Origin of the sequence: Pseudochrobactrum sp. B5, assembly GCF_001939785.1 — a bacterium.
GTDB lineage: Bacteria > Pseudomonadota > Alphaproteobacteria > Rhizobiales > Rhizobiaceae > Pseudochrobactrum > Pseudochrobactrum saccharolyticum.
Genome location: NZ_MOYL01000006.1, coordinates 221,760 through 244,760, shown reverse-complemented (window position 1 = coordinate 244,760; position 23,001 = coordinate 221,760). Strand labels below are relative to the sequence as shown.

The 23,001-nt window shown below is 51.3% G+C and carries 20 protein-coding genes; 6 read left to right on the top strand and 14 right to left on the bottom strand.

Going from position 1 to position 23,001, the window contains the following annotated elements; all coding sequences use genetic code 11:
• Positions 1–124: 124 nt before the first annotated feature.
• Complete coding sequence (locus BKD14_RS16810) at positions 125–1,147, top strand: PAS domain-containing sensor histidine kinase (protein WP_075657322.1); 1,023 nt, start codon at positions 125–127, stop codon at positions 1,145–1,147.
• Positions 1,148–1,455: 308 nt separating this feature from the next.
• Here BKD14_RS16810 and BKD14_RS16805 read toward each other — a convergent pair whose 3' ends face one another.
• Together BKD14_RS16805 and BKD14_RS16800 are read right to left on the bottom strand one after the other, a co-directional pair.
• Positions 1,456–1,881, bottom strand: coding sequence for a Fur family transcriptional regulator (locus BKD14_RS16805; protein ID WP_028233722.1), 426 nt, complete (start codon positions 1,879–1,881; stop codon positions 1,456–1,458).
• 340 nt (positions 1,882–2,221) lie between these two features.
• Positions 2,222–2,614, bottom strand: a complete 393-nt coding sequence (locus tag BKD14_RS16800; RefSeq protein ID WP_306401565.1) for a hypothetical protein — start codon at positions 2,612–2,614, stop codon at positions 2,222–2,224.
• 137 nt (positions 2,615–2,751) lie between these two features.
• On the opposite strand from BKD14_RS16800, the gene BKD14_RS16795 reads away from it, so the two are divergent.
• Positions 2,752–3,765 (top strand): RluA family pseudouridine synthase, encoded by a 1,014-nt coding sequence (locus BKD14_RS16795; protein ID WP_075657320.1) that lies wholly within the window; start codon positions 2,752–2,754, stop codon positions 3,763–3,765.
• Between the two features lie 306 nt (positions 3,766–4,071).
• On the top strand, positions 4,072–4,947 hold the full coding sequence (gene rpoH / locus BKD14_RS16790; RefSeq protein ID WP_022710551.1) for an RNA polymerase sigma factor RpoH: 876 nt from the start codon (positions 4,072–4,074) through the stop codon (positions 4,945–4,947).
• 129 nt (positions 4,948–5,076) lie between these two features.
• Here rpoH and BKD14_RS16785 read toward each other — a convergent pair whose 3' ends face one another.
• From BKD14_RS16785 to BKD14_RS16765, 5 genes are all read right to left on the bottom strand, one after another.
• Complete coding sequence (locus tag BKD14_RS16785) at positions 5,077–6,543, bottom strand: hypothetical protein (protein WP_075657319.1); 1,467 nt, start codon at positions 6,541–6,543, stop codon at positions 5,077–5,079.
• Between the two features lie 321 nt (positions 6,544–6,864).
• Entirely contained in the window at positions 6,865–8,154 is a 1,290-nt protein-coding gene (locus BKD14_RS16780) for an adenylosuccinate synthase (RefSeq protein ID WP_022710549.1), read from the bottom strand.
• A gap of 205 nt (positions 8,155–8,359) precedes the next feature.
• Positions 8,360–8,881, bottom strand: coding sequence for a GNAT family N-acetyltransferase (locus BKD14_RS16775; RefSeq protein WP_075657318.1), 522 nt, complete (start codon positions 8,879–8,881; stop codon positions 8,360–8,362).
• 130 nt (positions 8,882–9,011) lie between these two features.
• Positions 9,012–10,613, bottom strand: a complete 1,602-nt coding sequence (gene serA, locus BKD14_RS16770; RefSeq protein ID WP_022710547.1) for a phosphoglycerate dehydrogenase — start codon at positions 10,611–10,613, stop codon at positions 9,012–9,014.
• Between the two features lie 214 nt (positions 10,614–10,827).
• On the bottom strand, positions 10,828–11,994 hold the full coding sequence (locus tag BKD14_RS16765; protein ID WP_075657317.1) for a phosphoserine transaminase: 1,167 nt from the start codon (positions 11,992–11,994) through the stop codon (positions 10,828–10,830).
• 190 nt (positions 11,995–12,184) lie between these two features.
• Between BKD14_RS16765 and BKD14_RS16760 the strand changes: the two genes are divergently transcribed.
• Genes BKD14_RS16760 through BKD14_RS16750 form a run of 3 tightly spaced genes read left to right on the top strand, consistent with a single transcriptional unit; the run spans position 12,185 to position 13,810 of the window.
• On the top strand, positions 12,185–12,697 hold the full coding sequence (locus tag BKD14_RS16760; RefSeq protein ID WP_075657316.1) for a MarR family transcriptional regulator: 513 nt from the start codon (positions 12,185–12,187) through the stop codon (positions 12,695–12,697).
• Entirely contained in the window at positions 12,678–13,448 is a 771-nt protein-coding gene (locus BKD14_RS16755) for a DNA alkylation repair protein (protein WP_075657315.1), read from the top strand. Before BKD14_RS16760 ends, BKD14_RS16755 begins: the two co-directional genes overlap by 20 nt.
• A 23-nt stretch (positions 13,449–13,471) precedes the next feature.
• The gene (locus BKD14_RS16750; protein WP_075657314.1) at positions 13,472–13,810 is read left to right on the top strand and encodes a DUF6616 family protein; all 339 of its coding nucleotides are present in this window, start codon (positions 13,472–13,474) and stop codon (positions 13,808–13,810) included.
• Between the two features lie 61 nt (positions 13,811–13,871).
• Here BKD14_RS16750 and BKD14_RS16745 read toward each other — a convergent pair whose 3' ends face one another.
• The 7 genes from BKD14_RS16745 to pal form a co-directional block, all read right to left on the bottom strand.
• Entirely contained in the window at positions 13,872–14,576 is a 705-nt protein-coding gene (locus tag BKD14_RS16745; protein ID WP_075657313.1) for an outer membrane protein, read from the bottom strand.
• A gap of 105 nt (positions 14,577–14,681) precedes the next feature.
• Positions 14,682–15,548: an outer membrane protein gene (locus BKD14_RS16740; RefSeq protein WP_075657366.1), complete on the bottom strand. Its 867-nt coding sequence runs from the start codon at positions 15,546–15,548 to the stop codon at positions 14,682–14,684.
• A 251-nt stretch (positions 15,549–15,799) separates the two neighbouring features.
• The gene (glmM, locus tag BKD14_RS16735; RefSeq protein WP_075657312.1) at positions 15,800–17,146 is read right to left on the bottom strand and encodes a phosphoglucosamine mutase; all 1,347 of its coding nucleotides are present in this window, start codon (positions 17,144–17,146) and stop codon (positions 15,800–15,802) included.
• A 266-nt stretch (positions 17,147–17,412) separates the two neighbouring features.
• Positions 17,413–19,350, bottom strand: a complete 1,938-nt coding sequence (ftsH, locus tag BKD14_RS16730; protein WP_075657311.1) for an ATP-dependent zinc metalloprotease FtsH — start codon at positions 19,348–19,350, stop codon at positions 17,413–17,415.
• Between the two features lie 152 nt (positions 19,351–19,502).
• On the bottom strand, positions 19,503–20,957 hold the full coding sequence (gene tilS / locus BKD14_RS16725) for a tRNA lysidine(34) synthetase TilS (RefSeq protein ID WP_083647237.1): 1,455 nt from the start codon (positions 20,955–20,957) through the stop codon (positions 19,503–19,505).
• 25 nt (positions 20,958–20,982) lie between these two features.
• Positions 20,983–21,957: a tol-pal system protein YbgF gene (ybgF, locus tag BKD14_RS16720; protein ID WP_075657310.1), complete on the bottom strand. Its 975-nt coding sequence runs from the start codon at positions 21,955–21,957 to the stop codon at positions 20,983–20,985.
• 235 nt (positions 21,958–22,192) lie between these two features.
• A complete protein-coding gene (gene pal, locus BKD14_RS16715; protein WP_022710535.1) occupies positions 22,193–22,708 on the bottom strand; it encodes a peptidoglycan-associated lipoprotein Pal in 516 nt (171 codons plus the stop codon).
• Positions 22,709–23,001: the final 293 nt, after the last annotated feature.

Here is a 23,001-nt window from a genome sequence, read left to right as displayed (position 1 = left end):
TGTCTTGTGCGGAGCAATCCTGTACCGCAGCCTATGCCGGTTTTAAGCACAGAAAGCGCAGACTATGGCTCCTACTTCGCCCGTTTCAGGATATAGCAGTGCCGCTCAGATCCGGTTGCGCTCTATGTTGCGAGCCATAAGAAACAGTAATGTTTCGGTTTTTTATCAAACCACGGATATGAATTACACTTGGGTAGAAAATCTGCCGGAGTTCTGGCTTTTGCCATGGCGCACGGGCATCAGCGAAAGCGACCTGATGCCCAAAGATATTGCGGCCAGACTGACAACTGCCAAAAGCCAGCTGCTTGCGACCGGCGATGCCCAGCGTCTGGAAATTTCGTTCCCCGACAAGAAAAATCCCCGCTGGTATGAATTCTTCATCGATTCCGACAAGGATGAAAGCGGCGAAACTATCGGCATCGTCACGACTGCCGTTGAAATAAGCGAGCTGAAACACCGCGAACAGGTTCTCAAAATTTTGTTGCGCGAAGTCAGCCACCGCTCAAAAAACCTGCTGGCCATTATTCAGAGTATCGCCATGCAGACAGCACGGTTCTCCGGCTCGGTGGATCAGTTCTTGCAAAAATTCCGCGGCCGTCTCTATTCCCTGTCCAATTCGCAGGATCTGGTAACGGATTCCAACTGGCATGGCGCAGCCTTTCGGGAATTGCTGCATTCACAGCTGGAAAAATATATCCATCCCAAAGACCCGCGCCTGACGATTACCGGCAAAGATGTTTATCTTTTCCCCGGAGCAGCGCTACATGTCGGCCTTGCTTTCCACGAACTGATTGTCAACTCCGCCTCCTATGGCGCACTGGCCTGTGAAAATGGCAGTCTGACGATTTCAGCGGAGCTGGAGCCGGACGGTGAAGGCGAGATGGATCTGATTATTCACTGGAAGGAAACAAGTCCTGCAACGGAAAACGATCTGTCCGGCCGTCCGCCGGATATATTAGCTACAGAAAACCACATGCATGATGAAGTGTCAGACCTTAAAGTAAAATCCTATGAAACATCCCGTTTCGGCAGCGCGGTTTTGCTGCGGATCGTTCCTCAGGCCGTCAGCGGTACGGCCTGCTACAGGATTGAGGATAAGAGCGTAGAATATTATCTGCGCATTCCCCACCGGAATTTTGATTTTTAAGCTCGCCGGAAATGCCCGCTGCTGAGCCACTGCACAGTATTAAACCTAGAGCGCGGACGCCCCGTTGGGCGCACAAAGGGCGCTCTACTTTAAATTCTCTTGGATGGCATAAAAAATAGCGCGCTCCGGAACAACAGCTCCGTGAGCGCGCGGACCGGGGATTAGGGGGCGTGCCCGCGGTCGGTGAAAGGCCGAACTTGTGAGGGGGCGGAAAGTCAGCCTTTCACAAGGTTCATAACGCCCATCCAGGCAATAAGTTTCACACGAAACTGCATTATTTAAAAATAAATTCTGAAACGCGTCGGAATTTATTTCTTCAGCTTGCGGCCATAGAGTTCAAAACGGTGATGGATAATTTCATAACCCAGCGAGCGGGCTATCTCTTCCTGCAATTTCTCAATCATTTCCGAGTGGAATTCGATCACATCACCGGTTTCCATATCAATGAGATGGTCGTGATGCTGATTGCCTGCCTGCTCGAAACGCGACGGGCCACCGTCAAAAGCATGGCGGTGAATAGCCCCCTGCTCTTCCAGCAATTTCATGGTCCGGTAGACAGTCGATAATGAAATACTGTTATCCACTTCAACAGCACGCTTGAAAATTTCCAGCGCATCCGGATGTCCGTCCGTCTGGGACAGAATATCCAGAATAACCCGTCTGGGGCGCGTGATCCGTACACCCGCATCACGAAGCTGTTTTTCATAATCATTTTTCATTATTAAAATCCCCATAGAACCCGACACTGTGCCTTAAACACAGCGCCAAGCGCAATTGCGGGTGAAACACGCATACTATGTCTGCACCATCAGCGGAACTGAACCGTGACGATTTCAGATGTCACTTTTACAAAACTTGGAACTCTCGTCAAACCAACAGGAATGAAGAATCTCTGATGTGCAACTTATAAATGAATACCGGTCAGGCAAAGCCCTGATCCAGCCAGACTGTTGTTGTGCAATAGTTTATCCCGCACTTATATATGCCCAATATATGCCTGGCGGAAATTTGCAGACAACAAAAAGCTCCGCACCGGTATTGTCCGGTGCGGAGCTGATCTGTCAAAACAGAAATCTATTCGAGATTGCCGAGGCGCATACGTCCGACAAAGCGCGACTGGCGATAGTCATAAATCATGATCTCGGTACCGCCATCCGGCAGCAGGGTCTCAAGCGATACAAGATTACCCGAGAGGCTCTGTGACAGGAGACGTGTCCCCGGAGCCAGTTCCAGCTGGGATTCAACCATTGGCAGCGGCTCGGCAGCTTTGCCTTCTGCATTCTGCGCCTGCGCGTCTGTTTTCGGAGCCTGTCCCGGAATATCCGATTGAGCTGTTTCAGTTTCTGCTGTATCGGGTGCCTTGTTGATTTTATAGACAACCGCAGCCAGCACCGCCATAAGACCTATCACCATAATGGCGATTGATATAATCAGCAGGCGAACCATTTTACGACGCACACGTTCCATAGCCGGATCGAGTTGAGGCTCCTGATACGTCTGAGCAGCATATTGCTGCTGTTCCGGGTGCTCTTGATAATAGTGGTCCTGCATTAAGGTCTCCGATTACTGATATCGCGAGGCGTGATAACGAAGGGAAGAGACGATTGAAAGAGCTAATTGCCGACGCAGATGCCGCAGGGAAGCGGCTGGATCAGTGGCTTGCTTCTCAACTCACGCCTGATCTTTCACGAAATCGCATCCAATCACTCATAAGTGCCGGCCATGTACAGGTAGACAACCGGACTGTGAGTGAGCCTAAGCACAAATTACGCGAAGGTTCAACGATTGTACTGCACATTCCGGAAGCCGAACCCGCTGAACCACAGCCGGAAGACATTCCGCTTGATCTCCTTTATGAAGATAATGACATAATTGTGGTCAACAAGCCTGCCGGACTGGTTGTACACCCGGGAAATGGCAACTGGACCGGAACTTTGGTTAACGCTTTGATACATCATTGCGGTGACAGCCTCTCCGGTATCGGCGGCGTCAAACGTCCGGGCATTGTTCACCGGCTGGATAAAGACACATCCGGCGTGCTGGTTGTCGCCAAACATGACAAGGCGCATCAGAACTTAAGCGCACAATTTGCCGATCACGGTCGTAACGGAATGCTGGAACGCGCCTATATGGCATTGGTCTGGGGTATGCCTGAGCGCCCTGCCGGTACGATTGATGCCCATCTCGGCCGTTCACATCGTGACCGCACCAAACAGGCGGTGGTACGTGAAGACCGTGAAGATGCACGCTACGCCATTACCCATTTTACAATTGAAGAGCGTTTCGGTGAGAACAGCGATGCCACAGCACTCGCTTCCCTCGTAGAGTGCCGCCTTGAAACCGGACGTACCCATCAGATCCGTGTGCATATGGCGCATATCGGCCATCCGCTGATCGGCGATAGTGAATATGGCGGCGCTTATAAAACCAAGGCCAACCGTCTGACTGACGAACTGAAAACAACTGTACAGAATTTCCATCGTCAGGCACTGCATGCACGGCTGCTGGCTTTTGAACATCCGATGACCGGTGAATTTATGGAATTCACCGCTGACATGCCGGAAGATATGCAGATTCTGCTCGAAGCCTTCCGCCATGGCGGTCTTAAAGCGGATTAAAACCGGTTCGCCATATTAAATAATTGTAACAATCGGGAGCGGCAGCATGTTTGCTCCCGGTTGTTTTTTCCCTACAGACATTTCACCACAATAATATTATTGATTTTCAATATGTTAATTAAAACACGCTTCTAAAATTTAATTCTGTAGTCATTTTGATAAAATTCTCGTGTTTTGTCACTTTGACCGTGTTTTCGCCTAAATTCTTCCTATATACTCACTTTATGCGACGAACTGTCTGAAATGGTTATCATACAGACGCGGGTTCGCCTCAATGGGAACCTGTCACAAAAAGGAGGGTGCTATATGGCCCGTGCAACTTTACCGGCTATCACCGCAGGTGATGGTGGTCTGACACGATATCTCGATGAAATCCGCCGCTTCCCGATGCTTCAGCCTCAGGAAGAATATATGCTTGCAAAACGCTATAGCGAGCATGCTGATCCGGAAGCCGCCCATAAACTTGTTACCAGTCACCTGCGTCTCGTGGCCAAGATTGCCATGGGTTATCGCGGCTACGGCCTGCCGATCGGTGAAGTGATCTCTGAAGGCAATGTCGGCCTGATGCAGGCTGTCAAACGTTTTGAACCGGAACGCGGCTTCCGTCTCGCCACCTATGCTATGTGGTGGATCAAGGCCTCGATTCAGGAATATGTGCTGCGGTCGTGGAGCCTTGTCAAAATGGGCACCACCGCAAACCAGAAGCGCCTGTTCTTTAACCTGCGTAAGGCTAAGAATAAGATTCAGGCGCTGGATGACGGCGATCTGAACCCTGAACAGGTGAAAGAAATCGCTCACCGCCTGAGCGTTTCTGAGGAAGAAGTCGTATCCATGAACCGCCGTATGAGCGGTGACGCATCGCTGAACGCGCCGATCCGCGCTTCGGAAGGTGAAAGCGGTGAATGGCAAGACTGGCTGGTGGATGACAGCGCCTCTCAGGAACAGGTTCTGATTGACGAAGACGAACTGAACAGCCGCCGCACCATGCTTGAATCAGCAATGTCCAAGCTCAATGACCGCGAACGCCGGATTTTTGAAGCCCGTCGTCTGGCAGAGGAACCGGTTACGCTTGAAGATTTGTCGACCGAATTCGGCATCAGCCGTGAGCGTGTCCGTCAGATTGAAGTCCGCGCTTTTGAAAAAGTACAGGAGGCTGTCATGGCCTCTGCGGAAGCTGCATAAAGCAGATATCCCGTTTAGCATCCGGCATAAATCAAAACCGCCCTGTACAAAGTACAAGGCGGTTTTTTTATTACCACAGAGCATAGCATGTTGAAGCTTCATAACACGCTCTTGCCCTGTTTATTCTTATCAGTTGGCTGCCGGTGCTGTGTTGCCCCAGCTTTTCAGCACTTCATCAAAGACCTTATCACCCGGCACACCTTTTTCGATGCTGATCAGCGCACGGCGACCATTACGATAGGTGATCGGAATATCAATCCATTGCTGACGGCGCATCAGCGACAGGTTCATATCAACAGCCGTACGGGCATCATTCAATGCCACAAGGAAGAAGTTATCCGCGATCTTCATCGGAATAGCTGCCAGCGGATTACCTGCTGCCTGTTCGGAATCCTTGAAGGTCACGCGCTGCACATTCTCAATCACGCCGCCGTCGAAATCATCCGGCACTGTATAGATCATCTCGATCAGATGACTTGCAGGAATTGACTGATCCGCATTGCGGCGCAGGGTCATGCGCAGATTGATTTTTCTGTCCGGATAGCTGACATCGGCACGGATTGCCGGTTCATCCGGCACACCTTCGCCCGGTGAATCCTGCACCACTGACCAGACAACATTACCCTTGATTGCAGCCGATGTTTCACCGCCGCGCTGTTCTTCATAGAAGAAAGCCGGCTGTCCGACCGGAATAGTCTGCGCCTGTGTATTCGTGTTCGCCGCAGGCTGACCATTGGTCGCCGGAGCAGTTCCTGTCACCGGTGCATTGGAGGTTCCCTCACCGACTGTCGGCTTGTCACCGGAAGTCCCTGCATCCACTTCACTGCCATCCGGCAGCAAACGCTGGGTCAGTTTCTGCTCACCTTCAGGCTTGGTCTGTGCCGGTGTTGTATTGCTATCAGCATTACCGCCACTGTCATTATTCGTTGCAGGTGGTGTTGTTTCCGGCGGTGTTGTTGTTCCGGTGTCCGGTTCATCACCGCTATCTTCGCCTGCATCTGTGCCCTCACCGCTATCCGTTGAACCGGCTGTGAGCGAAGAAACATAATCCTTAATCTGATCCTGATAGGTCCAGCCTGCATAACCGACACCGCCAAGCAGCAGAACTGCAATCAGTCCGGCAATCAGCCCTTTGGAGCTGCGGCTGCGCGGTTCTTCATCATAATCATTATAAGAGGAGCGTTCTGCAAAACCGGATGTGTCATCACGGTCATTCTGCCAGTCATCCTGCGTATTGCCATGCAATGTGCTGTCATGCGGATCATCCGGCAAGACAGAAGGTTCCGTATTTTGCTCATCGGCAACACCGGCTTCCTGAACTGCTTTCAGAAAATCTTCCAGCGGATCAGTCGCCTGCTCCGGCTGTGCAGCTTCTTCAGCAGCGCGCTCGGCAGCACGGTAATCGGTTTCAACTTCCTCAATCGCCGCTTCGAGCATCTGGCGCTGACGCTGGGCAACCGCGTCCGGCGCATTTGCAGCCGTCAGCTTCTGCTCGATCGTGGAGCGGGCCTTCGCATAGACACGCTGACGAAGCGCCTGATCAGGATTTTCCTGAGCATCAATTGTCTTTTTCAGTACCGCTGCAAAATCTGCCATACTCTTCCAAATCCGTTACTGGCGACTGAATCTGCCTCTCCAAGCGCTTTTGCACAGCGCCATATCAGCCTATTCATGAGAAAATCAGATGAAATCTGAATGTTTTATTAAACATAAGTCTTAACGAATGCAAAGTTTACTGTGTAATTCAACACCTTACAGACGAACATAAACGATAAAATACCGTTAAAAAGTCCCCTATCACCCTGAAATCGTCCCCTGATCAACATGGAGCACTCCGCTTGCGCAATCAAGGGGCATAAAAAGCAAAAAAGGCAGGATCGAAATCCCGCCTTTTTCAAATCACTGATTTCAGAAATTTTAGTCCTGAAACGGATCTGTTACCAGAATTGTATCGTCACGCTCAGGGCTGGTGGAGAGCATGGAAACCGGCGTGCCGATCAGCTCTTCAATATAGCGAACATATTTCACAGCCTGTGCTGGCAGCTCATTCCATGAACGGGCACCGGCAGTTGTGTCTTTCCAGCCTTCCAGTGTCTCATAGATCGGCTTGACGCGTGCCTGTGCATCCATTGAGGCTGGCAGATAATCAATGCGCTTGCCATCCAGCTCATAAGCCACGCAAACTTTGATTTCGTCCAGACCGTCAAGAACGTCCAGCTTGGTCAGTGCAATACCGGTAATACCGGAAGTGCGCACAGTCTGCTTAACCAGAACCGCATCAAACCAGCCGCAACGACGGGAGCGACCGGTGTTTACGCCGACTTCACGACCAACGGTCGAGAGATGTTCACCGATTGCATCATCCAGTTCGCACGGGAACGGACCTTCACCAACGCGGGTGGTGTAAGCCTTGGTAATACCGAGCACATAACCGATTGCTGTCGGGCCAAGACCCGAACCGGCGGCAGCCTGACCGGCAACAGTATTGGACGAAGTTACAAACGGGTAAGTCCCGTGGTCGTTATCGAGCAGCGCACCCTGCGCACCTTCAAACAGAATGCGGGCACCGGCTTTGCGCTTGTCGTCGAGAATCTTCCAGACCTGATCCACATAAGGCAGGATCTTGTCAGCAACTTCGGTCAGTTCATTATGGATGCTATCGACGGAAATTTCGGCCAGTCCCATACCGCGACGCAACGCATTGTGGTGGGTCAGCAGGCGTTCAATTTTCGGACGCAGGCTTTCAGGCTCAGCCAGATCGATCACGCGGATGGCACGGCGGCCAACCTTGTCTTCATAAGCAGGGCCGATACCGCGCTTGGTAGTACCGATTTTCAGACCGGCAGAACCGTCTTCACGGATCGCATCCAGTTCGCGGTGCAGAGACAGGATCAGAGGAGCATTTTCAGCAATACGCAGAACTTCAGGGGTCACTTCAACGCCCTGTGCGCGCAGCTTTTCAACTTCTGTCACGAAATGATGCGGGTCGACGACAACGCCGTTACCAATAACGGAAAGTTTGCCGCGTACGAGGCCGGAAGGAAGCAGTGCCAGCTTGTAGCTTACACCGTCAATCACCAGAGTATGACCGGCATTGTGGCCGCCCTGATAACGCACGATTACATCAGCGCGTTCCGACAACCAGTCAACGATCTTACCTTTACCTTCGTCGCCCCATTGCGAGCCGACGACGATCACATTAGCCATGAAGAAAACTCCTCAGTACAGAATGTACAGCTTGTTTGGAATTTGAATCGAGCCTGTGACACATGCCGCTTTAGGCCCGCTCTTTCTAAAACGCGTGCTTATGCAAGCCCGTATTTTTTACAGAACGTGAGCTTCTATACAGCGTCACAACAAAAAGTGCGACTCCCGATTGCCGGAAATCGTACCTCTTCCTGCAAAAACTGGCTTATTTTGCCAGATTGCGCATCATGAAACGGGCATCTTCAGAGTAACTAAGCAGTTTTCCCTGCAAATGCGGCACATCCTGCACGGAGAATCCCTGTTTTTCCCAATAGGGCTGCGATCCGTTCACGGCCACCAGCGACAGTGAGTCGAAACCATGCGCTTCGGCCGTTTCCACGAGCAGTGTCACCAGCTTGCGTGCGGCACCGAATGCACGTGCCTGCGGCAGCAATGCCACATCATGCATATAGAAACTGTCAGCACCTTCCGGCACCTGATGTAAAAGCGTGTTCAGCGCCGGTGCGGAAAAACGCATCCACGGATGGCTGAAACTATAACCGAGCAATTGTTTGTCACCCTGCAGCACAAAAGCACCGGCAGCAAAAACACTCAGCCGGTCAGCAAAAATAGCAGGATCCTCAGGAAAATCCGGATGCACTATACAGCTCATATCATGCACTTCCGACAAGTCGGATGGCTGCATCAGCCGCCAGTCAGCAGTCAGCGGCGCTTTATTCTCAGACATAATCATTGCCTTTATTCATATGACGGAATGCTTCGTCAATTTCCCGTCAGTTGATAAAGCACATCCCGAAAAGCACAAAACGCTTTCCGGGATGCCTGTTCATTTTAGATAATCGGGCCTAACGCCTTAATTAATCCGCAGCGATATCAAAGACCAGCGGACGTGCCTGCACAATGGCTTCATTGGCACGCAGCACATCAAGAACCGCATCCGGAATACGCTCATCCAGGTAGAGAAGCGCAATCGCATCGCCGCCCATGCGCTCACGACCAAGCGAGAAGTTTGCAATATTCACGCCGTGATTACCGCAAACTGTACCCAGCCAGCCGATCATGCCCGGCGTGTCATTATTGGTCGTATAAAGCATATGCTGACCAACTTCCGCATCCAGATTAATACCTTTGATCTGGATAAAGCGCGGCTTGCCATCGGAGAAGCAGGTGCCGGCAATTGAGCGGGTGCGGGTTGTCGTGCGCACAGTGATCTTGATGTAACCGTCGAACACACCCGATTTATCGCGCTTCACTTCTGATACGATAATACCGCGTTCTTTCACCATTACCGGCGCCGATACCATGTTCACATCGGAGACCTGCGGGCGGATCAGACCGGCCAGCGCCGCACTCATCAAAGCGCGGGTATTCATGGCTGCGGTGGAACCGTCAAACAGGATTTCCACTTCCTGAATAGGCTCATCCGTTACCTGACCGATAAAGGCACCCAGTACTTCAGCCAGTTTTACAAACGGCTTGAGGCGCGGTGCTTCTTCCGCAGTGATCGACGGCATGTTAATCGCATTGGTCACAGCACCTTTGATCAGATAGTCAGCCATCTGCTCGGCAACCTGCAGCGCCACATTTTCCTGCGCTTCAGAGGTCGAAGCACCAAGATGCGGGGTACAGACCACATTCGGCAAATTAAACAATTCGGATTCTGTTGCCGGTTCTACTTCAAACACGTCAATACCGGCACCGGCGACTTTGCCCGATTTCAGGGCTGCAACCAGATCGGCTTCAACAATCAGACCGCCACGGGCACAATTGATAATACGCACGCCGTCTTTCATCTTGGCGATGTTTTCAGCATTGATGATATTGCGGGTCTTGTCGGTCATCGGCGTATGCAGGCTGATGAAATCAGCGCGTGCCAGCAGATCGTCCAGCTCGACCTTCTCAACGCCCAGCTCTTCCGCACGACCTTCAGAGAGGAACGGATCGAAAGCCACCACATGCATTTTGAGGCCAATGGCACGGGTCGCAACAATCGAACCGATATTACCGCAACCGATGACACCGAGCGTCTTGCCGGTAATTTCCACACCCATGAAGCGGTTCTTTTCCCACTTACCGGCGCGGGTTGACTGGTCAGCCTCCGGCAATTGGCGGGCAACAGCAAACATCAGCGCAATCGCATGTTCCGCAGTGGTGATCGAATTACCGAAAGGCGTATTCATCACGATGATACCGCGGCGCGAGGCAGCAGGAATATCCACATTGTCCACACCAATACCGGCGCGCCCAACCACTTTTAGGTTTTTTGCTGCTGCAATCAGCTTATCGGTCACTTTGGTAGCGGAACGGATCGCCAGACCATCATATTGGCCGATAACTTCGAGCAGTTTTTCTTTGTCTTTTCCGAGATCCGGCAAATAATCCACTTCAACGCCGCGATCTTTGAAGATCTGCACTGCGGTTGGCGACAATTTATCCGAAACGAGAACGCGAGGTGCCATAACGGCCTCCGTAATTGTGTGATAGCAGAAAATAAGGGTGGTGTGCCGCAACCGTCCCAACACAGTTGCAGCGGGTACTCAGCATGATCCCGAAAAGGGGAAACCGGTTTTCGGATAAGATCATGCGTAATCAAAAGATTAGAGCGGGATAACTATTCAGCTAAAGACATCACGCTCTAACAATGCTCATAGCCTTGCGGCCGTATGAATGATCTTAGGAAAGCTGCGCTTTTTGCGTCTGAAATGCCCAGTCGAGCCATGGCAGCAATGCCTGCAAATCCGATGCCTCTACGGTTGCACCGGTCCAGATACGCAGCCCCGACGGTGCATCGCGATAGGCGCCGATATCAAAGGCAACGCCTTCTTTTTCCAGAAGCGTTACAATCGCTTTGGCAAAAGCGGCCTGAGCATCTGCCGGCAAAGCTGCAACCTGCGCATCTTTGATCGACAGGCAAACAGAGGTATTGGAACGCGTTTCCGGCACAATAGCCAGATTGGCAAGCCAGTCGCTCTTTTCAACAAAATCATTGAGCACGGCAAAATTCTTATTCGCACGCGCCATCAGACCCTGAAGACCACCGATCGACTGCGCCCATTGCAGCGCATCCAGATAATCTTCAACGCAGAGCATCGAAGGTGTATTGATGGTTTCGCCGGTGAAGATACCTTCAATCAGCTTGCCGCCTTTGGTCATGCGGAAGATTTTCGGCAGCGGCCAGGCAGGCTTATAGCTTTCAAGGCGCTCTACTGCGCGCGGGGAAAGGATCAGCATACCATGCGCACCCTCACCGCCGAGCACTTTCTGCCATGAGAAAGTAACGACATCGAGCTTGCTGTAATCCATATCCTGCGCAAAAGCCGAAGAGGTAGCGTCACAAATGGTCAGACCTTTGCGATCTGCCGGAATGAAATCTGCATTCGGCACACGAACGCCGGAAGTCGTACCGTTCCATGTGAAAACCACATCACGGTCGAAATCCACTTTAGCGAAATCAACAATTTCACCATAAGGCGCATCAAATGTGCGGACATCTTTGAGTTGAAGCTGTTTTACAACATCGGTGACCCAACCGGCACCGAAGCTTTCCCACGCGACCATATCAACGCCGCGCTCACCAAGCAGTGACCACAAAGCCATTTCCATCGCACCGGTATCCGATGCTGGTACAATGCCGATGCGGTAATCTGCTGGAATTGCAAGAATTTCACGGGTCAGGTCAATCGCTGCTTTGAGCTTTGTCTTGCCAAGTTTAGCGCGGTGCGACCGGCCGAGCGGTGCATCTGTGAGCGCTTCCAATGTCCAGCCTGGACGCTTGGTACAAGGACCTGAAGAAAATTGTGCATTAGCCGGACGGATGTCTGGCTTTGGAAAAGTCGTCATTTTGTATCTACCCTTTCAGATAGCACGCTTCCCGTTGGGGAGAAGTGGCCCACTGACGAAGCTATATAAAAGCCACGCCACGCGCAAGTGGGTCAGAAACGAAACCGTCACAGAATTTATCATCTGCGACAAAATTACATCATCCGCATAAACTTGACATATAATTAGGCACCATACTATATGTTGCCATATGGATATTTTGGAAATCAAACATCGCGCTCTTCTTGGTGCGGAAACGCAGCAAACAGGTCATTATCAGAATATGCGCCTGTGTTTTGAGCTGCTCAGTACTGCCAAAATGATTGATCTGAGCTGCGCACAACGCCTCGCCCCTTATCAGCTCTCCGAGAGCCGTTTTGTGATTCTGTTTTTGTTGCAGCAAGAGTCGGAAGGTCTGGCGCCCCATCTTTTGGCAGAGCGTGCCGGAATCACCCGCGCCACTTTAACCGGCCTGCTCGACGGGCTGGAACGCGATGGTTTTCTCATTCGCAATCACAGCCAGACAGACCGCCGCTCTATTATCGTGACTCTGACGGACAAGGGAAAACAGACCGCAACATCGCTGGTGAGCGATCATTCACAATGGATTGCCTCTCTGATGGCTCCGCTGAATGAACAAGAGAAACAAATGCTCAGTACCTTACTGGGTAAAATCTGGACAGCGGCACAGGAGCCGGCAGACCATGACCAAAGCACCCGTTAAATCTGTTCGCCGTATGAGCGACATCACACCGGAACGGCTGGCCGAGCTGAATAGCGGCACAGCAGAAACCACCGTACTGACGGAATGCCTTGCCATTGATTTTGCCCTGCTGATGCAGACTGTTTTTCCGGATATTCCGACAGAATTGCATCAACAACTCAGCGGCACTACAGCTGGTATCACCGCCCGTATGGCACTGGCAGCACAATTATTACACACTCATGGAACTATCAAACTGAGTGATCTGACCATCCATCAATCAGATACAATTCGCGGCTGGGCCTGTTATTTCATCGCCCAGCAACAGCAGCTTTCCCTGCAAGAAAAACTGGAACTGATCCGCCCGCTTGCCGATGATCATCATTTTGGCGTGCGGGAATGGGCATGGCTGGCACTGCGCAATGATCTGATCGCGCAACCGGAACTGAGTTTCAGCCTGTTGCAGCCTTGGACGAATGATCCGTCCTATAAAATCCGGCGCTATGCCTGCGAGGCCATCCGTCCGCGTGGCATATGGTGCGCCCATTTTAACCTGCTGAAAACCCAGCCGGAACTGGCACTTCTTATCCTTGAAGCACTGCACAGTGATCCGGAAATTTATGTGCAGGATTCTGTCGCCAACTGGCTCAATGATGCCTCCAAAACCACACCGGATTGGGTACGTTCCCTTTGCGACCGCTGGCTTCAGGAAAGCACTTCACCTTCTACTGCCCACATCTGCAAACGCGCTTTGCGGACACTCAATAAATAATCCTCCCCGTAAATGAGACTGATATGACCCACTATCTTGCAGAATTATACAGCCCTAAAGCGGCATGGCTTGCCCTGTCGCCAGAGCAACGTCAGGATTTTTTCGCCAGCATTGGCGCAGGCATGAGCAACCTGTCTGAATTTGGCATTGAACCGCTGGCCTTCGGTCAAACCGATTCGTCTCAACTCCATCCGGCACAGCAGCAGTTTTTCGCCATCTGGAAATTCAGTGACAAAGCAGCCGTTACAGCTTTGCTGGAAGCGATTGCGGCTACCGGTTGGCATGATTATTTCGACACGATCAATGCCGCAGGTGAAGCAACAGATATGAACACACATCTGGCACAGCTCGCCGCCTGCTAAACAAAAAATGCCGCGTTTATGGAAACGCGGCATTTCAATAATAGCAGAGATTTTAACCTGCTCACCAGGTTGTCATACGCAGACCTGCGCGAATCTGATGCGATTCCAAACCTTTATCCGCAATCGTCAGAGACCCGACACTTGCGGCATCACCGGATGAAATACGTGCATAGCGGTAACCAAGATCAAATTTGATATTCTCGGTCACGTCAATTGCAGCACCGGCCATCAGCGCCCATTGCAGACGGGTCGTATCACGGCCATTAATGAAGTCACCAACTGGTCCGTGCACTTTGTAATCGACTTTTGCCATACCAAGACCGGCACCGACATAAGGTGTTACACCTGAGAAATTACCGATATCGTAATAGGCATTTGCCATCACATCCCAGATACCGGCTTCAATCGGCTCACCGCTGATCTTCATCTTGCGATAGCCCAAAGTCACATCACCGCGAATATTATCGGTAAACTGATAACCGACACCACCGCTATAAGCAGCTGTGGCTTTGGTGTCGCCGCGTCCTTCACCCACCCAGTCATAGCCCTTCAGGCGAGATTTAACATTATCGGACGGTACATAGGCAATATCACCGCGCAGATACCAGCCCGATCCGATTTCCACGGGCTTATAAACGTCCTGTTCGACAGGTGTCGCATAAAGAATCTGATCGAGATCGGCGGCCTGCGCCACTCCGTTTGCAGCGGATAGTGCGAAAACTGCAATCACTGCTTTATGCAATGATGTGAATGAAGATTTTTTCATCATCTGCATCCTGTAATTCTGTTTTCCGCCTCACATGAGACTGAAATACTAAATGGAAATCTGTGCGGACTGTGCTGCGCCTTTTAGGGCGCAGCACAAATTCACTTACTTATAAACCGGTGTTGTCACGTCATTATAAGCGACCGGACGGCTGTAACCGCCAAACTGGTAACGCAGACCGACGCGGACATCGTGAATATCAAAGCTGCGATCAAAGCCGCGACCGATATCTTTTGTTGCACCGAACATTTCACCACCTTCAATGCGGCGGAAACGATAACCGGCATCCAGCTTCAGGCTCTGGGTCAGATCATAAGAGAGACCGGCCATCAAAGCCCAGGTAAAGCGCCAGCTTGCAGAACCGGAATGAACTGTGGAGCGGGACTGATCAAAACCAGGATCAATCGTATTGGTCAGATCACCCCATTTAATGCGTGTGCCACCGATACCCGCACCGACATAAGGTGTAAAACCGTTGAAATTACCCAGATCAATATAGGCATTGGCCAGAATGGAAAGCGCCGACATTTTCGCTGTGTCGTTGGAAGAACAAGCCACTGCATTACCGCCAGAAGTACAAACACCACTGGTTGAGCCCTCGAACTTCGCGCGGGTCAGATAATCGACCGTCAGATCTGTACGGAAATAATCAGTCACCTGATAACCGACACCACCACCGAGCAGGAATGAACCTTTCAGCTTGCCATCCAGTGAATTTTCACCAAAGCTGGTTCCCGAGCAGGGACTGCCACATCCCTTGTCAATCGTCGCATAATTGGCACCTTTGAATTTCGCACCGGCATAACCGATATCGCCACGCAGATACCAACCGCCGACAGGCGCAGGCGGAACCACCACTTCAGGAATGATTGGTTCAGGGATATCGACGATATCCGCCGCAAAGACCGAGGAAACAGAGCCCGCCATTGTCAGCCCTGCAACACCGGCGATAAGCAAATTCTTTAAGTTCATCATAGCGTGTCCTATCGCATTTCCACGGCCATGTAGCACCGGGACGACTATTCTCAGACACACCATAATTCGGAAAGGTTAAATGCTACTTAACCTTGTTTATTCACGATATTTATTAATAATTACGCATGTAACCATATAAAAAAGAGGGGCAAAAAATGCCCCTCTTTTTATTGAAAATATTCAGTTTTATATATGAGCGATACAGCCTACCGCATATGAAAACAGACACAAATTCGTAAATCAGCCCGTTATTTTGCTGCTGTTCTGATTGATGTGATAATATCATCGACGACAGTTTCAACCAATCTATGGTCGTCACCCTCAGCCATTACACGGATCAGAGGTTCAGTCCCTGAAGGGCGGATCACAACACGGCCGGTGCTGCCAAGAGCATTCTTGCCTTCTTCGATCGCCTGAATAACTGTTTTATTCTCAAGCAATTTTCCGCCGGCAACACGGATGTTTTTAAGAATCTGCGGCACGGGCTGGAATTTACGGCAAACTTCGCTCAGCGGACGTTCCTGCTCCTGCATAACAGCAAGAATTTGCAGCGCAGAGATCAAACCATCGCCGGTCGTACCGAATTCAGACAACACAATATGGCCGGACTGCTCGCCACCGACATTAAAACCGTTCTCACGCATATGTTCAACAACGTAACGGTCACCGACTTTGGTGCGCGCCAGTGTCAGCCCCTGATCGCCGAGGAAACGCTCCAGACCAAGATTGGACATAATGGTCGCAACAATACCGCCGCCAACGAGACGTCCGCTCTTTGACCAGCTTTCCGCAATCACAGCCATCAGCTGATCGCCGTCAATGATGGTGCCGTTTTCGTCAACCATCAGCACACGATCCGCATCACCATCAAGGGCAATACCAACATCGGCGCGGGTTTCATGAACTTTACGGATCAGACCTTCCGGATGGGTGGAACCGCAATCCTCATTAATATTCGTACCATTCGGTGTATTATTAATGGTGATGACTTCAGCACCGAGTTCCCACAAAGCAGCCGGTGCCACTTTATAAGCTGCACCATTGGCGCAATCGACTACAATACGCAGACCATTCAGCGACAAATGACGCGGCATGGTACGTTTGGCAAACTCAATATAACGATAAATATCGCCGTCAACGCGTTTCGCCCGACCAACTTCGCCATGGCTGCTCATATGCGCGCTCATGTCATCATCAATCAGCTTTTCGATCTGCAATTCCAGCGCGTCTGACAATTTGTAACCGTCAGGGCCAAACAGCTTAATACCGTTATCATAATAAGGATTGTGCGAGGCGGAGATCATCACACCGATATCTGCACGCAATGAACGGCACAGCATGGCAACAGCCGGTGTCGGGATCGGCCCCAGAAGAAACACTTCCATGCCCATGGAGGTAAAACCGGCAACAAGCGCATTTTCCAGCATATAGCCCGAACGACGGGTATCCTTGCCGATCACCACACGCTGCCCCTGTCCGCCATCGCGGAATGACAAGCCTACAGCCATACCGACCCGCATAGCGATATCCGGCGTCATCGGAAAAGAATTAGCCTTACCGCGAATGCCGTCAGTACCAAAATATTTACGGGACATATTCAAGCCTTTTCTTTGCGCAGTGCCATACCTGCCTTATTCTAAAGAACAGAAAACAGGCTTCTCTTAAAACTAGCAATGCAGCGATTTTATATCTCTTGTCAAATATCCAGACCATGAAACTGATCATCTGGTAAACAGATCCGCTCAGGATATTTAAATTGCTGCCTCCGAATGACACAGCGTGCCCGTTCAGATCAACGAAATAAAAAACCGGGCTTTAAAAGCCCGGTTCTTATTTAACACAGTCGTTACCGGTACAAGTCTTATGCCTGTGGTTCAGGCTTCATATCCTGTCCGGCTTCCGGCTCAGCATCAGGCTTCTTGCGCGATGCACCGGCTTTAGGAACGCCCGATCCGCGCGATGAGGATGAGTCATCACCTGTATCGCGGTTCGGCTTTTGACCGGCGATCAGTTGTTTGATCTCTTCACCGCTCAGGGTTTCATATTCCAGCAGGCCTTCAGCAATGGCGACCCATGCATCATGCTTTTCTGTCAGAATACGGCGTGCTTCAACATAGGCATTGTCAATCAGCTCACGAACTTCCGCATCAATCAGCTGGGCTGTTGCTTCAGAAACATTCTGCGTACGCGATACGGAATGACCGAGGAAAACCTCTTCCTGATTTTCGCCATAGGCAACATAGCCGAGCTTTTCAGAAAAGCCCCAGCGGGTCACCATTGCACGGGCAAGCTTGGTTGCCTGCTCAATATCGGATGACGCACCGGATGTGATGTTTTCCTTACCGAATTTCAGTTCTTCGGCAATACGGCCACCCATCATGATTGCAAGGCGCGACACCATCCACTTATAGCTCATGGAATATTTGTCGCCTTCCGGCAGCTGCATCACCATACCCAGCGCACGACCGCGCGGAATGATGGTTGCTTTATGGACCGGATCAGCCACAGGCACATTCATCGCCACAATCGCGTGACCGGATTCATGATAGGCGGTCAGTTCTTTTTCTGCCTGTGTCATCGCCGAAGAACGGCGTTCCGCACCCATCATGATCTTGTCTTTGGCGTCTTCAAATTCCTGCATAGTCACCAGACGCTTGTTCCGGCGTGCAGTCATCAGTGCAGCTTCATTGACGAGGTTCATCAGATCCGCGCCGGAGAAACCAGGCGTACCGCGGGCAAGAACTTTCAGATCGACATTCGGTGCCAGCGGCACATTGCGCACATGCACTTTGAGGATCTGTTCACGGCCGCTCACATCCGGATTAGGCACAACAACCTGACGGTCGAAACGGCCCGGACGGAGAAGCGCAGGATCAAGCACGTCAGGACGGTTGGTTGCAGCAATCAGAATAATATTCTCATTGGCTTCGAAACCATCCATCTCAACCAGCAACTGGTTCAGCGTCTGTTCGCGTTCATCATTACCACCGCCTAAGCCCGCACCACGGTGACGACCGACGGCATCGATTTCGTCGATGAAGATAATGCAAGGAGAGTTCTTTTTTGCCTGTTCAAACATATCGCGGACACGGCTTGCACCGACACCAACAAACATTTCAACAAAGTCAGAACCGGAAATTGTAAAGAACGGCACATTGGCTTCACCGGCAACAGAGCGCGCCAGCAAAGTTTTACCGGTTCCCGGAGGACCTACGAGCAGCACACCGCGCGGAATTTTACCGCCGAGACGCTGGAATTTCTGCGGATCACGCAGGAATTCAACGATTTCTTCCAGATCTTCCTTGGCTTCGTCAACACCGGCAACATCCTGAAAGGTCACACGGCCATGCGCCTCAGTCAGAAGTTTCGCCTTGGATTTACCGAAGCCCATCGCGCCGCGCGAACCGCCCTGCATCTGACGCATGAAGAAAATCCACACGCCGAGGATCAGGATCATAGGCAGCCATGACAGAAGAATACCGAACAGCGATCCCGAGCCATCGCTTTCAGGCTTTGCGGTAATCGCAACATTTTTCTCTTCAAGGCGGCCGATCAGGCTGGCATCCGAAGGGGAATAGGTCTGGAATGTCGCATTATTATCAGCATAGGAACCGACGATACGCGGGCCGGTAATGGTGACGGATTTAACCCGTCCGCCCGATACATCTTCAATAAATTGCGAATAAGGAATCTCACGAGACGACGCGCGCTGCGCCGGACTCTGAAACAGGTTGAATAATGCAACCAGCAGGAGAGCAATGATCGCCCAGAGGGCGAAGTTGCGATAATTTGGATTCATCTCGGGTCCAATCGATTACCAACGTCTTTCCGGCTCATCTGCCGTTTTGGCGCTTTCCGGAAAAATATTCAAACCTAACATAGGTTCGATGCACGGCCTTGCCAAGGCGGTGTACAGCTTCATAAGTGATTCTTCTGCATTCTTTGCAGAATTTACCTGTAATTATGGTTGAAAGGCATGGTTAAAAGCCCTTTTACAACCTGTGCGACCTCAAAATCATGGCCGGAAAGCACCCTGTCAAAACAGGCAAGAGTGCGTTTTATCCGAACTTCAGAACTTTGCGGAACCAGACCGGACAATGCAGGAAAACCGGTCACCACCCCGTCACAAAAGACAGCCGGTGCAGCGAGCAAACTGTTGCGGTCAAAATATCCCTGTTTTCCCTCTCCTGTACCTATCTTGTGCTGTTGCAAATAAGCAGACAACTGCTTTTCACTCAGCGCAGCAATGACAAGCGGTTCTGTTCCCTCATTGCGGATATGATAACGCCCGTCCCACAAGGCCTCTTCTTCCCTCTGCAATGGAATTACGGGCAAATTACGTCGCTCACGGCGGATAGTGGTTCCATGACGGGATTTTTCAATCACACAGCGATGCAGGGTTTTCCTTTGTCCGGCCGGTATTGAAGGTTCATCAAGCCAGTTGGTAAGCTCAGCACAATCCCGCAGTGCCGGTAAAAAAGCCTGCCCGCCGATAGCAGCCAGTAAATAGCCCAGTGTCAGCGGGATAATATCCCGATCTGATGCGCCCCATCCGGCAGGTAAAAACAAACTGTCACCGGTAAGCAGCCTGATCTGGCTGTCTTCCTGTTTCAGCAAGTCAGCCACGCGGTGATTATCTGCACGTCTTTGCACTGCTGCGGCATCAACGGCCTGCAACAAAGCTGGCTTATCCAGCATTTTCGCAACCTGCCTCACGCGCGGGCGCTCATAGGCGGGATTCTCATTGCTAGGATCATCCACCCAACGGATATTTTGTGCTGATAAAAAACCTCTCAGCTCATCCCGCCAGATATCCAGCAGCGGGCGGCACAGCAGAACTTTCGTTTGCAACAGAGTTTGCACAGCCATAGCGGCAAGCCCGCGCTCAGCTCCGGCAAGACCAGCTGCCAAGCCTTCTCTTTCCCGACGCATCAGATATGTCTCAACCTGATCGTCAGCCGTATGTCCTGTCAGAATAATAGCGGCCTTATGCTGGCATGCAGCCTGCACCAGCAGATCATAGCGTGCAGAACGGGCAGCAGACGCAAGACCGCTCACAGGCTTATCGCCTGTCCAGCACAAAATCTGATGCGCAATGCCGATGCTCTGACAAAACTCAGCAACACCCGCCGCTTCATCCGCAGATTCCGCGCGTAGTCTGTGATCGACAGTCACCGCTACCAAGCGGCACTCCGGTAATCTTTCTTGTAAATAAAGTCTGGCCAGCAGCAGCAAAGCCAGAGAATCGCTGCCGCCTGAAACCGCAACAATCATCACCGACGGATGCTGCCCCGCCAGCGCATGATCAAAGCCTGCAAAAATTCGCGGCAGAAAATCCGGCATGAACGCAGCGGTGCCACCGTCTGAAATTGCCGTTTTCGCAGCATTCACATCCGTGCCCTGCATCCGGCGTCAGCCCCCTGTGCCATATTTATGAGCAGCGGTTCAGTTTACGCTCTTCATCCGCACGTTTCAGCACTGCCGGAGCAGCTGAAGGGAAACGGCTGCTGATTTTTGCCAGCGTCGCACAGGCAACTTCACGGTCATTCAGCTTGGCCATAGCCATACCGAGCTTCAGCATATTCTCCGCACCGCGTTTGGAATCAGGAAAATCCCGCTGATTGTCGATGAAAACCGTAGCTGATTCCGCAAAACGATCCTGTCCGTACAGTGCTTCACCCAGCCAGTAACGGGCATCCGATGTCATAGGATCGGCCGGATAGCGGTCGATATGCGCACGAAATGCCACTTCTGCCGAGCGGTAATCACCGGCAAGAATAAACTGATAGGCGGCATTATAAAGTTCGTTGGGATTGTCGGTCTGCGGCAGGGAAACTGTCTGCTGTGCCGGCTCGTCACTCAGGCTGCCGCCGATTACATTGCCACTGGAATCAAAGCGGATAGAGCCGAGCACACGCGGAGCCTGCGATGTGACTGTAACCGGCGTTTGCTGACCAGTAGCAACGGAAGCGGCGGAATTATCTGTATTGGCATCCTGTGCAGGCTGAAAATCAGATGAATCCTGAGCGGTGTTGTCATTATCCGCACTCGCCGAAGCCGTCTGGCGCGGTTCTTTATCTGCTGAAGCACCGTCAGAGGATACAGCGGCAGAATCTGCCGCCGCTGTTTGTGTGGATTGATCAGAACCGGCGTCGGCCTTTTTCTTTTTTTCCAGCTCTTCAAAGCGGAATTCATTATCTTCCTGAATTTTACGCATCTGCTCCTGCATCTGCAAAATCTGGAAGTTCATTTCTTCAAGCTTGCCGGTCAGGTCACGAACCTGCTCCTGCAACTGAATTACCCGCTGATCACTGGCCTGAGCAAAGGCTGTAGTTCCGCCCGTTGCCATAGCCAGCAGCGGCACCAAACTGACAGCCAAAGCCAGTCTTTTCATCGCTTTCTTCATTCGCAATACCTCATGCGCCCGAATTCTGTTCCAAGGGTCATCATCACATTCTCAGATGGACCGGTTCAATCTTTATAATCTCAGTTGAAATGGTGCAATTGAGTGCGGCCAAATTTTGGCTTTTATGTTCAAACTGAAAAAAGCGACCCTGAGGCCGCTTTTCCCATAAGTCTGTGTCTTTTTTATCGCGCAATTAATACAAATCGCGAAAAGTCACGTATTTCTTAGCTGCAGATTAGCTGCCGGCACCGTTCAGAACGGTTACTGCACGGCGGTTCTGCGACCAGCAGGAAATATTGTCGCAAACTGCAACCGGACGTTCCTTACCGTAGGAAACGGTGCGCATACGGTTAACCGGCACGCCGCGGGAAGCCAGATAATCACGGGCAGCAGCAGCACGACGCTGGCCAAGTGCCAGGTTGTACTCGCGTGTACCGCGTTCATCCGAGTGACCTTCAACAGTGATCGAATAGTTCGGATAGCGGGCCAGCCACTGAGCCTGACGGGACAATGTCTGCTGTGCGTCAGCGCGGATCACGGAGCTATCGAGATCGAAGAACACGCGGTCACCGACATTCACAGTGAAGTCCTGTGCGGAACCGGCAACAGCACCATTGGCACCCATGCCGTTCAGACCAAGATCACCTGCATTGTTCGGCAGGTTTTTCTTGTTGGCGCAACCGGCTACGGCAAGCGACAGGAAAAGGGCAACAGCAAACGGGCTGCGGGCAATCGACTGGGAACGGCGCATGGCCCGTACTCCTTAAGAATAATGCGTTTACATGATATATGACTAACCAGATGATTAATCATATTGAGGTTAAAAACCGTTCAAATAACATGGTTAATTGTTACTTAATCAGCATAAAAACTCAAGATTTCTCCGTCAAAAATCCGTTTTTCGGCTCATTCACAGAGACAGTTTCAAGTGGTTCTTCCCTGATTTCAAAGCGAACCATTTATCGGCAACCTAGAAAGCAATGCGGCAAAAACACGGCTTGTTATCACAAAAGCCTGATTTGACTAAAGCATCAGCCCTCAAAA